17 protein-coding genes and 1 pseudogene are annotated in these 13765 nt (G+C 34.3%); 7 read left to right on the top strand and 11 right to left on the bottom strand.

The features are described from left to right. Positions 1-179: 179 nt before the first annotated feature. The 4 genes from BVI01S_RS05995 to BVI01S_RS22500 form a co-directional block, all read right to left on the bottom strand. Entirely contained in the window at positions 180-599 is a 420-nt protein-coding gene (locus tag BVI01S_RS05995) for a DUF5412 family protein (RefSeq protein WP_051758173.1), read from the bottom strand. Between the two features lie 251 nt (positions 600-850). Then, the gene (locus BVI01S_RS05990) at positions 851-2329 is read right to left on the bottom strand and encodes a DUF4179 domain-containing protein (protein WP_061809619.1); all 1479 of its coding nucleotides are present in this window, start codon (positions 2327-2329) and stop codon (positions 851-853) included. Then, positions 2322-2753 (bottom strand): sigma-70 family RNA polymerase sigma factor, encoded by a 432-nt coding sequence (locus BVI01S_RS05985; protein ID WP_369690882.1) that lies wholly within the window; start codon positions 2751-2753, stop codon positions 2322-2324. The genes BVI01S_RS05990 and BVI01S_RS05985 overlap by 8 nt, the downstream gene beginning before the upstream one ends. Before the next feature lie 736 nt (positions 2754-3489). Then, the gene (locus tag BVI01S_RS22500; RefSeq protein WP_156029929.1) at positions 3490-3642 is read right to left on the bottom strand and encodes a hypothetical protein; all 153 of its coding nucleotides are present in this window, start codon (positions 3640-3642) and stop codon (positions 3490-3492) included. Positions 3643-4054: 412 nt separating this feature from the next. Between BVI01S_RS22500 and BVI01S_RS05980 the strand changes: the two genes are divergently transcribed. The 3 genes from BVI01S_RS05980 (at position 4055) to BVI01S_RS22495 (ending at position 6100) form a co-directional block, all read left to right on the top strand. Beyond that, positions 4055-4390, top strand: coding sequence for a DUF6262 family protein (locus tag BVI01S_RS05980; protein WP_061809617.1), 336 nt, complete (start codon positions 4055-4057; stop codon positions 4388-4390). Positions 4391-4569: 179 nt separating this feature from the next. Continuing rightward, positions 4570-5796, top strand: coding sequence for an erythromycin esterase family protein (locus tag BVI01S_RS05975; RefSeq protein WP_034756475.1), 1227 nt, complete (start codon positions 4570-4572; stop codon positions 5794-5796). Between the two features lie 127 nt (positions 5797-5923). Further along, a complete protein-coding gene (locus BVI01S_RS22495) occupies positions 5924-6100 on the top strand; it encodes a hypothetical protein (protein WP_156029927.1) in 177 nt (58 codons plus the stop codon). Here the strand turns inward: BVI01S_RS22495 and BVI01S_RS05970 are convergent. From BVI01S_RS05970 to BVI01S_RS05950, 5 genes and pseudogenes are all read right to left on the bottom strand, one after another. Beyond that, positions 6092-6484, bottom strand: a complete 393-nt coding sequence (locus BVI01S_RS05970) for a glyoxalase superfamily protein (protein WP_408005905.1) — start codon at positions 6482-6484, stop codon at positions 6092-6094. The genes BVI01S_RS22495 and BVI01S_RS05970 overlap by 9 nt on opposite strands. 105 nt (positions 6485-6589) lie before the next feature. Continuing rightward, positions 6590-6937, bottom strand: a complete 348-nt coding sequence (locus BVI01S_RS05965) for an avidin-fold protein (protein WP_174523017.1) — start codon at positions 6935-6937, stop codon at positions 6590-6592. Between the two features lie 381 nt (positions 6938-7318). Further along, the gene (locus BVI01S_RS05960; RefSeq protein WP_034756470.1) at positions 7319-7987 is read right to left on the bottom strand and encodes a DNA alkylation repair protein; all 669 of its coding nucleotides are present in this window, start codon (positions 7985-7987) and stop codon (positions 7319-7321) included. 125 nt (positions 7988-8112) lie between these two features. After that, a pseudogene (locus tag BVI01S_RS05955) lies at positions 8113-9036 on the bottom strand (EamA family transporter). Between the two features lie 97 nt (positions 9037-9133). Beyond that, positions 9134-9835, bottom strand: a complete 702-nt coding sequence (locus BVI01S_RS05950; protein WP_061809616.1) for an AraC family transcriptional regulator — start codon at positions 9833-9835, stop codon at positions 9134-9136. Between the two features lie 259 nt (positions 9836-10094). On the opposite strand from BVI01S_RS05950, the gene BVI01S_RS05945 reads away from it, so the two are divergent. The 4 genes from BVI01S_RS05945 (at position 10095) to BVI01S_RS22490 (ending at position 12781) form a co-directional block, all read left to right on the top strand. Beyond that, complete coding sequence (locus BVI01S_RS05945; RefSeq protein ID WP_034756466.1) at positions 10095-10958, top strand: helix-turn-helix domain-containing protein; 864 nt, start codon at positions 10095-10097, stop codon at positions 10956-10958. 53 nt (positions 10959-11011) lie between these two features. Next, positions 11012-11389: a VOC family protein gene (locus tag BVI01S_RS05940; protein ID WP_034756463.1), complete on the top strand. Its 378-nt coding sequence runs from the start codon at positions 11012-11014 to the stop codon at positions 11387-11389. A 641-nt stretch (positions 11390-12030) separates the two neighbouring features. After that, complete coding sequence (locus BVI01S_RS05935; protein WP_061809615.1) at positions 12031-12399, top strand: hypothetical protein; 369 nt, start codon at positions 12031-12033, stop codon at positions 12397-12399. Next, entirely contained in the window at positions 12365-12781 is a 417-nt protein-coding gene (locus tag BVI01S_RS22490; protein WP_156477304.1) for a hypothetical protein, read from the top strand. The genes BVI01S_RS05935 and BVI01S_RS22490 overlap by 35 nt, the downstream gene beginning before the upstream one ends. A 351-nt stretch (positions 12782-13132) precedes the next feature. Here the strand turns inward: BVI01S_RS22490 and BVI01S_RS05925 are convergent, their stop codons facing one another. Both BVI01S_RS05925 and BVI01S_RS22485 read right to left on the bottom strand, forming a co-directional pair. Next, positions 13133-13336 carry a hypothetical protein gene (locus BVI01S_RS05925; protein WP_034756456.1) on the bottom strand — a complete coding sequence of 68 codons (204 nt, stop codon included), beginning with the start codon at positions 13334-13336 and terminating at the stop codon, positions 13133-13135. A gap of 98 nt (positions 13337-13434) precedes the next feature. Continuing rightward, positions 13435-13608: a 3'-5' exonuclease gene (locus BVI01S_RS22485; protein ID WP_156477306.1), complete on the bottom strand. Its 174-nt coding sequence runs from the start codon at positions 13606-13608 to the stop codon at positions 13435-13437. Positions 13609-13765 lie beyond the last annotated feature (157 nt).

The following is a 13765-nucleotide window of genomic DNA, read 5'->3' as shown; positions in this document are numbered from 1 at the left end:
GAAAAAGGCAAAGCAAATAACAACGCGTTTCACATACGAATTAGCAAACAAAATTGCATTATTTAACAATAAAGAAGGAGCTGGATATTAAAAATCCTGCTCCTTTCTTTTGTATTCTTGTTAAAGTTAAGCACCCGTATGTTTAAGTACATCTCTTCACATTTTAGCTATTAGAGAATTTAATCCCTTTCATAACAAGTTTCATATTCATCTTTCATAACCCAACTATCACAGGCTGCACCAGACTCATCATAAATTTCTTTCCCTATTGTTAATTTGATGCTTCGGTTTTCTTTTGGAACTCCTGGAGCCTCATTGGTAATGTTTAGTGTTTCATCGTCTACCCAATTCATAGAAAAATTACTTTTCCCAGGAGCATAGTATATAGTACGAACCTTATTGCCCGTACCTTCAGTAATTTCGACCCAAACATTTACACCACCTGCTGCTCCACCATACGTTTTATAATATGAATTGGCTGTATACTTACCATTAGGCGATTCCACAGGACCTACAAAAAATTCACCGTTATTAAACTCAAATGTATAGATAAATTTTTTATATACGAACATACAAATCATACTAAATACGACAAGCAAAAGTATTTTTTATCTTAGCCTAATGCTCCTCAACCTACCTATCCCCCGATTCCTGTGTGCTTTTTCTTCTTTAGCTAAACTGCCCAATAATTGAAGAAGGGCAATAGCCGAATCAAATAGCTAATCTTAAGTTATTGCCCCCTATAGATATTAAGTCAAGCATTTCTACCCGTTGAACCATACTGGTTGAGTAATAAAAATTAAACAGAGCTAAACTTTCTAATAAAGCTTAAAAAGTAATCTCCTTGACTTTAGTTAGAATTCAAATAAATTGGGATGAACGACAATCCGTTTTCTTCCCTGAATTTTTTAGCTGCTTCTGCATCTTCAGCCTGAGATTCACTAAGAACACCTGATCTTTCTGACAGACTAACCTCTAAAAGTTTTGAGTTTTCATTGCCTTTTACTTTACCGATGACTTTTCTTTCTAATGAAAGCTCTTTTGGAAATTTTTCCTGATACAGGTCTATCTGCTTTTTTTCTTCTTCCGTTAGCGGCAATAAGGTATATCCATATTCTGATAACATTTCTTCTATTTCTGCTTCTTCATTATATTTTGTTCTTTGTTCAACCTTTCCGTTTTCATTAAGCGGTATGATCACGTCCTCACCAATTTCAAGGACAGCGTTACCGTGATCTTTGAATGGTCCAAAGATCATAATATATTCGTCCTTTCCTCCCTCTACTTCTCCCTTACTAAAAACCGGATCAACTTTGACGCCTTTGGACGCAATAAATACACCAGATTTTTTTTCGTCCACAGTATATCCGTATTCTTTACTGATTTTCCTTGCGTTAAGGAATTGATGTTCCAATTTACTCATCACTCTATATTCCATTCCGCTATCATCCGTCAGGATTCCTGTGTCAGAGCCGGTAACCACTACTCTTGTTTCTAGCTTTGAAAATTCCACCTTTGTGATAGTATAGGTTTCACCTTTGTAAGTGAATGGTTTATTCAGCTGGACTGTTTTTCGCTCAGATATGGCAGCTGGTTTAACCGTGAATTCAAGGGGCCATATTGTTTGTACACTATCATAACCTTTATCTTTCCAAACCGTTAATGTATCAATTTCCAAACGGATGTCTTTTCCCTCATATTCCTTTAGTGATTCAAAGGATAAGGCTGTTACTACTTTGTTTTCCTTGCTATCGTAGTATCTGCTGCCCCATCCCACGTTGTCTAATTTCTTCTTTTCATTTCCTATCATCACATTGATTGAACTATCGCCTTCAAAAAGATCAATATAGACGTTCTTTAAATCAGTTTTATCACTTTGAAACGTCAATAAGAGCTTTGTCTCTTTGTCATCCATCAACACACGTTCAAAACGCACATTTATGCTTTGATCTTTGTCATAGAACGTTTGGTCCAATACTTGGCCATCCCCAGCTATAACTGCTGTTCTTACACCTGAATCATCAATATGCTGACTAGAAAATAGTTTGTCATAGACCTCTTGAATTGCTGCTCTTACAGGGGTTAATGTGAGAGTTGAAGCAATGATGATGAGAGATGCAGCCATGATAGATAATCTTTTATAAAGGGATTTTTTCCGTATTGCAGAGCTGCTAATACTAAGTTTGTTCTTCGATAGATTTTGCTTTTCAGTTGTTACACTCTTCTCTATTAATTCTGCTTTGGCTTGTTTAACGCCTAATGTGGCTCTAGTATGCAACTCATCTGGGATTTCAATTTTCTCTAACTCACTTCTGATCTTATTATTCATACATATCAGCCCTCCTGATCTGTTTACGAAGCTTTGCCAGCGCACGATATAAAACAGACTTTACTGTACCCAATGGTGATTCCTCAATTTCTGAAATTTCCTGAAGCGTATAGCCATAATAAAACTTCCAGAGTATGATACTTTTTTCATTTTCATTTAAAGTCTCAATTAAGTCTTTCAATGATAATGAAAGAGGAATATCCTGTTCTGCTGAATCAATAAGATATGTGTATTCAGGATGTAAGTGGATAACTTTCTTCTCTTTCCTTAGAAGATCCGTGGCGCATGAAATGGCAATTTTTATTAACCATGTTTTAAAATAAGCGGGGTTTCTCAGTGTTCCTATCTTTTTGAATGACCGATAGGCCGTTTCCTGCACGACATCCAGAGCATCATCCTGATTTTTCACATATACATAAGCAATGCGATAAAGGTCTTTTTCGTATTCTTGAAATAAATCTAAGAATGCTTCTTCATCGCCTTCCTGGGCTTTATGAACTAATTCAATAATTGGAACTCACCTTCTTTTCAATATTACGATTCTAATTATTAGACGGGCGTGTTAAGTTTTTGGCTTCATTTATTTCTTATAACCCAATAGAAGAATTTAATCTTGATTTTGTTCCTGGCGAAACAGCCTTATATGAAGCGGAACAAGTTGCCTCACCCATAAAAAAAGACAGCCAGGCTGCCCTTTTCTTAGCAATATACTACATACTAACCTCTTTATGTTTCAAAATTTAATATGGCACGGCTACATGAAGGTGTGAAAGTACCGCTTCCACAAAACTGCCGTTTCAGGAAATAAGACAAGATTTTTATGAAACTGTTGAACATGATATCAACTCTATGATATATAGGTATGAAAATCTGACAAACGAAGATCTACGGTTTCAATGGCATCATTTCCACCACCTGGGACAGGATCTCCCACGATTACTTTGTTGCAGTTCCTTCAAAAATTTGTGGCTATAGCAATAACTGTTATTCAATTAACTGGCCCTTTAACCGAACAATCCCGTCCTACAACTTCAAACAAATCAAAGCCTCCGACCCCCCAACCCACCAGTCACCCGCTCCCTGCCTCAACCGCAACCATTGACTTATAACAAAAAAAGAAAAAGCCCCAACCTCTAAATGGGTTGAAGCTCCACTCCACCTTATCCCTCCAGCAAATCCTTCCTAACCGGAGTAAACATATCCGATGATTGGGTTCTGTCCCCCGGCACACTACTCGCAATAAACAAGGAGATGGTGATCGTAATAATTCCTGTTAATACAAGGTGAATTATTCTATAAATCTTAAAGCTCACAAGAACTCCTCCTTATTGAGCCTATACTTGAACAAGTGCGGCTGCTTTTACAGCAAACGCCCTTACTAATTTACGATCACTTTCTTTATCTTGCTTTATAGAAATAGCTACGATAATATTCGCCACTATTCCTAAGCCAAGGAAACCCGATAAATAAATACTTAGTATGCCTGTCCCGATACCTCCATCCATTACATCAAGATTAGCTAGTATAAAGGGAATGAAAAAGGTTAAAATGGCGGATAGATAAGAATCAAATCATTCTAGATCGTCTAGAGCCATTCTAGAAACTTTGAAGAATGGTACAACTCATCATTTAGCCGGGAAAAAAGTCCGCGAATATATCGGAAAGGAACGCATTCATGAGGAGTAAGCATATTAGAAACGCCGAAGGTATAAAAAACATGCCCAGATGAAAAGCCTAAAGGCAGCCCAAAAGGTAGACCAGGCAATACAACGTCTTATCAAAACAAAAGATAAAATTAACTTTAATCAGGTTGTGATGGAATCAGGTGTATCTAAGGCATTTCTCTATAACAATCAAGAAATACGAAACCGAATAGAAGGATTACGAAAGCAGCAAGAAGGGATAAATACAAGGAAAACCACGAAACATAATTTGACGGATGCCAGTAAAGATTCGCTTATCGCTGCTAAAAATAACCGAATTAAAAAACTTGAAGAAGAAAACAAACGTCTTAAGGATGAATTATTAGAATTACGTGGTATGATCTACTATAAACTCTGAGAATAAAATAAAGAATTATCGGAATTTCATCGATGATATTCATATGAATAGTTTCGGTGTTGCTTACTGTATTAACAGTACAGTAATCTTGAATAAGAAAGACTTAATAATAAAACTATAAAGATTCTATAAAGCTTAAACTTTTTGATGATATTAATTTTGAAGTAAGGAGTGAAATTTTGAAGTTTGTCAGGAAAAGTACTAGAAATCGTTGGGGAAATCAAATTAAAAGAACGGCTTCTGAAATAAATGACAGAAATGATTTTTCATTTATTGACCATTATATAAAAGATAAGCGTGTTATTCTCCTTGGGGAAAATTCGCACGGAATTGCAGATTATTTTACAACCAAAACTGACTTAATTCGTTATTTGCATCAGCACCATGGGTTTAACGTTGTGGTGTTAGAAAGTGGTTTGTTGGAAGCAACTTTATGTAAGGAATTTTTAAGAGATTACTCCCCTGACAGACAAATCCAAAATTGCTTATTAGATATTTATCATAATGAAGAAATGAAGCCCCTCTTTTATGAGGAATGGGCTCAATCTATAAAAATTAGTGGGATGGATCCTCAGCCTACTTATCCTTTAATATCTGAATATATGATAGATTGGTTAAAAAATCATACGGATAATGAGTTTTATGAATTAATAAGAGCCTTGGAAAGACGCTATTTTGAATTGGATAGTGAGATGATGTTAAAAATCACAAAACCTTTAAAAGAAAAAATAAAATATGCCATTCAAGAATATGAAAACCTATTAAATATAATAGAAATGAAACTGCAAACCTGCACAACCCTTGAAATGCAAAGGATGTTTCAATTAATCCAGCAAGGAATGAAAAATAGGTTAAAGTGGCTAAAAGTAAACTTAAAGGGTTATCTATCTTCAGGTATTGTCAGAGGATTTAATATGTTTGAAAACCTAGAGTGGTTAATGAATCACTATTATAAGAACGAAAGGATAATTGTCTGGGCTCATAACTTTCATATCCGAAAAAGACAAACACTCACTACAAAAATATTAGGAATTAAATCAGTTGGATATTGGTTACAACATAAGTACCCCAATGACTTTTATACAATTGGCTTTTATGCTGGAAGTGGAAAATTCGCAACTCAGTTACGGGTTGAATTAGAGGTAGATACTACGAAAAAAAATCATTTAGAATCATTGTTGTACGAAACATCAAAATCGGACTTATTTCTTCCATTAGATGTGAAAAATCAAACCATCGATAAAAAAATGTGGTTCAAAAGAAAATGGTGGTTATTAGAATCAGGGTTTTCAGGGCTTTCTCCAAAAGTAGTTTACCCACAAGACCATTACGACGCAATAATTTTTTTAAGGAAAGTGAACTCACCAAATTATTTTAAACGATCTGAGAATTTAGAGGAAAGTTGATCAGTCTTTATTTTAAAGTTTTTTTACATCAAATCCATGTAAACAATGTGTGAACCATTGATATTCCAATAGTTCTCGCATTGGAGTTAAGATAATTGCGCATTTACAACGTTAAGGAAATTCCAATATGAAAAAGCCTAATTTCTCAGCATTAAATGAGAAATTAGGCTTTTTCATTGCCCCATTAAAGCGTCCGTTTATGGAAGATCAATTATGTTGTCTTAATGAAAATAAGCACCTGTTACTTCAAGAGCATCAAATGATAAAGCTATATGTACAACGAGAATTAGCAGTGTTACTTTAAAAGGTCTTCAAAAAAGACAATTCTATTTCCGAATGGGTCTCCAATGCGAACTTCTCGGGAATTCCAAGGGGTTGTTTCGATGTCTGGACGCGCATATTTGTATCTCTTTGATATAAGGTTTGAATGGAGTAACTCTAGGTTTTCTACTTCAATCCTTATAGCACCTCCTGGGCAGCAATCTCCATGATGTTCTGAAAGATGAATAATACAACTTCCATAAGAAATTTGCATGTATAAAGGGAGATCTTCTTCAAATCGATGTTCCCAATCCAATTCAAATTCCAAAAATGTTAAATAAAATTCTTTGGCTTTCTCCTCATTAAAAATACGAAATATTGGTGTGGTACTTTTCATAATTATTTCAGATGCCTTCATTACATACATCACCTTTCATTAATTTTTTTTAATTAAGTGATACCAATATCAGGACTTTTGTGTCGCTTGTCAGATATCCTCTTCTGTGCTAGTTCTACTTTCCCTCTTCCAATTTTATAAATGTATAACTTCTTCAACAATTGATTCTCCTTCGCTTTGGGTGCTATCTAACCATTTCCAACTCTCTTGGAGGCGAATTCTACCATCGGATAGAATTTCAGGAGTAGAATTGCATTGACCTCCCCTAATAACATTTTTAATGTTTACATGGTTATACCTAAACTGTAAGCTTCCATCTTCCTTCACAATCCCAATTAATGTTCCTTTTACAATTTCACCTCCACTATAAGTTGCTGAAAGTATATTCCCTTCCTGTTTATATTCAAAAAAAGTTTTTGAAGAAACTTCTCCATTAGCTGTATTTTCAATTGATACAAACTTACGTCCATCATAATTTATCACAATTAACACTCCTTAAATACCCAATTTTCAGATAGTTTACCACATATTTTTCCTTTATCAAATTATCTCTTATCATAGACATACAAGACCTGTTTTTCTCTAATGCACACTTTTTCTCATTTGACTCAAATAATGTGGCGTATCCAATCTTCTTTTCCAGCTGTAATACTGTCCCCAAGACATACTAATTTAAGCATACGATTTCACCTAATACCTATTTTGATTTTTCAACAATACTGCCCTAATGCTTCTCATAATAAATTTTTGAAATTTCCCTCCAAGCAAAAAAGGATCTGGAAGCTTGATTTCAGATCCTTTCCATATTGAGGCTTTGAATTCCTTTATTTTCACATCAAACCCTTATAAATTTTTCAGTGGTAACTAATTATTTATTCGTTTGTTAACTTCAATCGTAATGAACTCCGGCAAATAATTGGGAGTACATCCTTTTGATACCATTTCATCTTTGTAAAGACCCGTTTTCTCACCAAGTTTCATACAACGTGCTCGATACTTTTCATCATAAACGCCTATCCAGCCTGCGGTGAAATTCATAGCCCATTGAACTTCCGGTTCTTCCTGCGTAATAGTAGCTTCAATTGCAGATAGTAAGTCTGCGGTGTTATCAGGCGGTGTTTGTCCAGTCCATCTCAATCGCCCTTGAAAATACCAGAAAGCTCGCCTTTGAAGAGCAAAAGGACTATTTTTCCATGACTCCATCAATGCAATGTTCTTCTTGTCTTTGGTGAGCTGATTAGCCATTAACCAATCCATTAAGTTATTTCGCTCATCATATGTGTGAGTCTGCATATCCTGATCAAGCTTATTTAGTACATCTTGTGAAAGAAGTTTTTTGTCCATAATTAAGATTGCCAATAGTCTTGGCAAAAACTCTCCGGTTGACCAAAGTTCCATAGCTAGTTCGTGATCTTTTTTTATGTCCTTCGCGATTTTTCGTAAGTCGCCTAGCTTAGTTTTACTATTGATCTGAGGTAGAATGTTTTCTGCTTTTGATGAGCGTTTTATTTCTGTGCTTTTATTTTTATTCATTTGACACAACTCCTTATTAAAGCACTGTTAGTCAAAGGCAGATATATCAATAACTAAATTTCGTTATAAATCTTATTGCATACAATTGTACCATAACAATGTAAAAGGAATGCTTCATTTTGCCGTTATTTATGGTACGGTTCTTCACCATAAACTGGTAATTGACTTTTCCTAAGTTCCTTTTGGCTACTAGAATTTTTTGAAGACCATATTAATATTCCGATACCTAGTATTAAAAGGAAAATCCCTAACCAAGAAGTTATGCTTAGGTTTTCTCCTAACATAAAGACCCCTAATAACGCTGCTGTCAATGGTTCTGCCAATGCAAGTGTCACCGCATTTGATGAAGAAACATGGGCAAGACCTTTGGCAAAAAGAAAATATGCTACTCCCGTCGCCATTATTCCAAGTTGAAGACTTACACCCACTCCTCGAAAACTCACTATCCAAGACATATCAAAAATAAATAAAAATGGCGATAAACAGAATGCACTAAGTGTAAAAACTACTGCAATCACTGATAAAGATGAGTATTTTTTAACCATATCTCTACTTACAAGCGTATAACAGGCAAACGATAAACCAGCGCCTAAAGCAAATAGTATTCCAACAGGGTCTACATATACGGATTCTTTATTCATAAACAGCATGAGACAACCTAAAATGGATAGTAAAGTAGAGTACCACCAAACTTTTGCTGGACGTGTTTTTAAAAACATCCATTCTAAGAGACTTGATAAAATAGGTGCACTCCCAATTGCTACCACAGTTCCAATGGCCACCCCCGTTATACCAACGGCAGAGAAAAATAATGGTTGCTACAGTGCCATACTTAAGGAAGCAAATATCGTCGCCTTAATTGGCCAATTTACAAAATTTAATTTTCCTCTGACTAGAACAATAATTAATAAAAATAGACCTCCTACGGCTAAGCGTGTAGCCCCAATTGCAATCGGATGTGCATTTTCGGGTGCAAGAGCCTGAGTTGTACCTGTCGTCCCCCAAAGCATTGCTGCTAATAATATTAAAAAAGAAGCCATCTTTCCCATATTGTTGCTCACCTCAATAAAAAAAAGATAAAAAGAATAGTTAAACTTATCATAGAAAATTCCTTAAAAAATTTCTTTACTAAGTTTAATATCCTTTTTATCCATTATTAAGGGTCCTATATTTTTGTGGAGGCATTTCTTCACACCTCACAAACCACCTTGTAAATGATGAAGAATTCTCAAAACCTAATTCCTCGCTAATCTTTGTCATAGACCATCCTGTTGAAAGTAACAGATCCTTAGCCTCTCTCAATCGAAGTTCAGTTATATATACTTTTGGGCTTTTGCCCATTTTTTGTTTAAACCATGATGAATAATATACTGGATGATAATTTTCTATTTGCGCTAATGTTTCTAATCTAATAGGCTCCTTAAAGTGTTTATGAATATATTCAATAGAAGGAGGTCTAGAGATTTGTAGTTTGTTGGTCACATATCTAGTTAAATCAACTAAGGAGGAAAGATTCTCCTGACTCTTCGCCTCTTCCAATAGCAAATAACGAATAGAAGCCCATTGTTTATCCAACATTATATACATGCTGCTTGTATCTTCTGGCAAATATTTTGTTGGGATATCTAATATTATAAATTCATTCCTGTCTTTAGATCGGTAGTTATGATTCAACTTTGGAGGAAGATAAAAACAGTAATCCGGGCTCAGATTTATATTCTGCCATTTCGTTTGTATCTCTAAGGAGCCTTGTAGTGGAAAAAGAAATTGACCACACTCATGTTGATGAGATATAAACTCTCTTGAATAGGATCTTTTCTCACAAATTACTTGGTTGAATTTTTCCATTTTACTCCCCCCTAAAACCCTATTTTACGATATATTATACTTCTAAACAAAGGATGCATAAAGTAATTAAAAAGAGGGAGCACGAGTTGGCTAAATCTTATTTAGAAATTCTTTTTCAATAACAATTTCTACCCTCTGTTTTACCTTTATTTGTGATACGGTTCATCTAAATGCATTGGTAATATATATGAACATACTTAAAATTCCATTGTATAATAATACTATGGAATTTTAAGTTATCTATTATGGAGATTGTATTATGCCAAAAAATGATTCTACCAATTTCGTTTTGAATGCAAAAAGTAAACAGTTTTACTGGGAAGGTAATGGTCAACTTTCCGTTAAAACATTCTTTAATGGTAAAGCCCATTATAAGACTAAAAAAGGCTTCTTTGCTGTTGAAGAGAGTAGATACCTGCTCCTCAATGAAGGGGCATACACAATTTCAATTGAAGAACCTAAAGTTGTAGAATCCTTTTGTCTTTTCTTTAAAGATGGGTTTGCGGAAGAAGTCCTTCATTCCTTAAAAGAAACAAATGAGCGTCTTCTAAGCGATCCGTTTAAGGATACAAATTCAATTGGCTTTTTTGAAAAAACCTATCATAAGAATAATATTCTATCTTATCAACTGGAATATTTCATGCAGATATTACCCAGTCTTGATATTGATTCCGTTGGTTATGAGGAACAATTCCATAAGATAATGTTTTCTATTTTAAATGAACACATAAATACATATACAGAAATCGAATCATTACATGCAATTCGTAATTCTACACGTGAAGAATTATACAGAAGGGTAAGTATAGCACACGATTATATTAGATCTTATTTTAATCAACCGATAAAACTAGAGGAAGTTGCTAAAGTTGCTTGTTTATCACCTAACCATTTATTAAGAACTTACTCTCAAATTTACGGCAGAACGCCCCATCAGCATATTACAGTATTTAGAATACAAAAGGCAAAACAATTACTAGCAGAATTAGACCATAATATGACCGATATAACCTTTGAACTTGGATTACAAAACCCTGTATCATTTAGTAAAATGTTTAAGCAACATGTTGGTTTATCTCCTAAAGAATATCGAAAAAAAGTGAGATTGGATAAGAAATTATAAGGAAGATTCTTTATTCTTATTAGGAATAAGAAATTTGAAGGGAGAAATGTTTTATGGATACTACAATGATTAAGAATGTTGGGCAAATTGGAATACCTGTAAAAGATATAAATAGGGCACTGGATTTTTATAAAGATAAACTAGGACTTTCTCTATTATTTAACACGGATAGTATGGCATTTTTTGAATGCGATGGCCTGCGGCTCATGTTAACACTTCCAGAAATAGAGGAATTTGCTCATTCAAGTTCGGTTATTTATTTTCAAGTAAATAATATTAAAGATACATATGAGCGCTTAGTAGGTAAAGAAGTTACTTTTATCGATGAACCACATGTGGTAACGAAAATGGGACAAACTGAAACATGGATGGTATTTTTTAAAGATACAGAAGATAATACTCATGCATTGATGAGTGAAGTACAAGTTTAAGAAAACCAAAAGGAGACCGTCTAAATTACACGAACGGTCTCCTTCAATTTAAATTAGACTTTTTAATACTTCTTTATCCAGAATTAATTCTAGCCTCTGCTTTACCACTATTTGTGATACGGTTCCCCACTTCTAGTGCTAAACTACATCTTCAACAATCTGGCCCGTTTGTTGAATAAGACCTTCCCCTTTGAATGCATAAAAATAACACTTGATAATCTTCTATTACTTCAGAAACCACTCTAAGTAGTTAAATTACGATATAGGTCCTATCAGATTACAAGAATGTTAATCTGGAGGGCTTTTTTATCCATTGGTAAATGGGTTGGCGTAGCCTGGTAAATAGTAGTAAAAACTATGGCAAGCGTGGTGAAGTCTCTTGGCTGTATTCATTAATGAGAAAAAAATATAAATATATTTATGACTTTCCTCACTTTCAAGACCATTGAGGTGTTATTAAAGTGTTTTATTAATGAAAAGGCCTTATAAAGGTTATTTTCCTATTTTGAAAAAAAGGAAAATACAGTAATGTTAATAGCGGGCCCGTTCTACCATTAATACCTAGTCTGTATAGGAAAGATTCATTCGTTTCTTATCTTAGATAGCGAAGAATACTAGTTTAATAGGAGGAGAAGAGAACAATGAAAAAAATTATGAGCAGTTTAATTGTTTTGGTAATGTTAGTGGGGATAGCAACTCCATCATTTGCAGCGGAGAATGATAAGAATAAAATAAGTGAGACAACACTAAATAAAGAATCAATAGTTCAAGATTTAAATGGTTATAATTTCTCGGAAGAAGAATTAGCTGAGATTGAAGCACTTCTTAATGATGAGGAAATGCAACAACAAATTGAAGATGGAATTGCTTTACAACCGTACGTGAATGTTGAGGGGGATTTAATTGAATTTGATCATAAACAAGCTTTAGTAGATGGACTACATCCTAAACTTGTTCATCAAGCTAAAAAGGACTATGATAAAGCTAATAAAGAATTTCAAAAAAAATAAAGAGGTAAGATCGAATAAAAATAATAATTCTAGAAGCATACTTAACAATGAAACTACATTTTCTACTGCAAGCGTGAATGCAACATCTAATTGTGGAGGAAGAACTTATGTAGATGGTAACATAGTTGGAGGTACAATTTATTTGGACTCCTGCAGAACTAATAAAATGATTGGTCTTATAGCCATAGGTGCGGGAGCAAGTTCTCTAATTGCGCTAATACCAGTTGCGGGAACTATAGTTGCTACTGTTGCTGTGGCTCTCTATACTATTGGGGGCGGAGTTCTCGCTTATAACAACGCAGATGGAAATGGAGTAAAGATTAAAGTTTTAAGAAATCCATTTACTAAAAAGCTATATCCATATTGGGTTAGACCACAATAAAGAAGGTTGTGAAGAGATAAATGAAGGTCCTAAAATCACTGTTAGTCGTGGTTGCTTTATTATGTATCGGTTTTAGTTGGTATTTTTATATAAATCCAAAACCAATAGTTGAGTCTTCATTGCTAATATTTTCATGTATATTATTAATATTAATCTTTTCAATAATGCAAAAGTCTAGAAGTAAGTAAAAATAACATCCCCACTATCATTGATATGGGGATGTTATTTTTCATATGCGTATAAATATATTTATGTTTTGGCACTCTATTGATTGTTCAGCTAAAGTTCGTCGTAGTATTTCTTTGACATTCTCTTGCTGTATATCAGTTTTGTTGCGTTAAAAGTAACGTACTAAATCACGGATGAATCTCCATTTATACCTTTGCACTTATTAGCAAACCCCTTATTTATCAAGTCCTCCCAGTCTTCGGTAGGACTATTTAAAGAGACATAATTTCGATATGGTTTGCTTTTTCCACCTAGCCTCAAAGCGTGTTTCATCTTTCGTAACTGTTCACTTGAAACTTCATTTGGGCTTAATTCAACTGTTTCCATGGTCTTTCACTCCTTCGTTATTTGAGCTGACCATTAACTCTACTAAACACTATTTTTTCTAGCTTCCTGTTTTGAATCCAATGCCACAGTAAGAAACCTTAAAATTTGGATTCTTTATTATGGTACTCTTTAGGGGAGGATAAATATAATTCAGACTTAGCCCTGGTGATTCCTACATATGCAAGCCTGCGTTCCTTTTCAATCGCATCCTCGGTCGATTGACTCCTATCATCTTGTTCATCTGAAGACAATGCCGATTTATGAGGAAGGATTTTTTCTAATCAAATACACTCGATCAAACACTACATGTAGCCATAATGGCCATTTCTTATACTTTAGATTAATTAATAAGAATGTTCCCATGTTAATTGCAATAATAACTAAGAAAAATGGTATGTTATAAAGCATTTGTGACCGTCATTTAAAATG

Origin of the sequence: Rossellomorea vietnamensis NBRC 101237 (assembly GCF_001591825.1) — a bacterium.
Lineage (GTDB): Bacteria > Bacillota > Bacilli > Bacillales > Bacillaceae_B > Rossellomorea > Rossellomorea vietnamensis.
The sequence above is the reverse complement of the archived record's forward strand: the minus strand, read 5'-3'. Positions and strand labels throughout refer to the sequence as shown.

Excerpts from the sequence above, each read along its gene's own strand:
- BVI01S_RS05990 (WP_061809619.1), bottom strand. The coding sequence starts at position 2,329 with ATGAATAATAAGATCAGAAGTGAGTTAGAGAAAATTGAAATCCCAGAT.
- BVI01S_RS05980 (WP_061809617.1), top strand. The coding sequence starts at position 4,055 with ATGAAAAGCCTAAAGGCAGCCCAAAAGGTAGACCAGGCAATACAACGT.
- BVI01S_RS22495 (WP_156029927.1), top strand. The coding sequence starts at position 5,924 with ATGAAAAAGCCTAATTTCTCAGCATTAAATGAGAAATTAGGCTTTTTC.
- BVI01S_RS05970 (WP_408005905.1), bottom strand. The coding sequence starts at position 6,484 with ATGTATGTAATGAAGGCATCTGAAATAATTATGAAAAGTACCACACCA.
- BVI01S_RS05960 (WP_034756470.1), bottom strand. The coding sequence starts at position 7,987 with ATGAATAAAAATAAAAGCACAGAAATAAAACGCTCATCAAAAGCAGAA.
- BVI01S_RS05950 (WP_061809616.1), bottom strand. The coding sequence starts at position 9,835 with ATGGAAAAATTCAACCAAGTAATTTGTGAGAAAAGATCCTATTCAAGA.
- BVI01S_RS05945 (WP_034756466.1), top strand. The coding sequence starts at position 10,095 with ATGCCAAAAAATGATTCTACCAATTTCGTTTTGAATGCAAAAAGTAAA.
- BVI01S_RS05940 (WP_034756463.1), top strand. The coding sequence starts at position 11,012 with ATGGATACTACAATGATTAAGAATGTTGGGCAAATTGGAATACCTGTA.
- BVI01S_RS05935 (WP_061809615.1), top strand. The coding sequence starts at position 12,031 with ATGAAAAAAATTATGAGCAGTTTAATTGTTTTGGTAATGTTAGTGGGG.
- BVI01S_RS22490 (WP_156477304.1), top strand. The coding sequence starts at position 12,365 with ATGATAAAGCTAATAAAGAATTTCAAAAAAAATAAAGAGGTAAGATCG.
- BVI01S_RS05925 (WP_034756456.1), bottom strand. The coding sequence starts at position 13,336 with ATGGAAACAGTTGAATTAAGCCCAAATGAAGTTTCAAGTGAACAGTTA.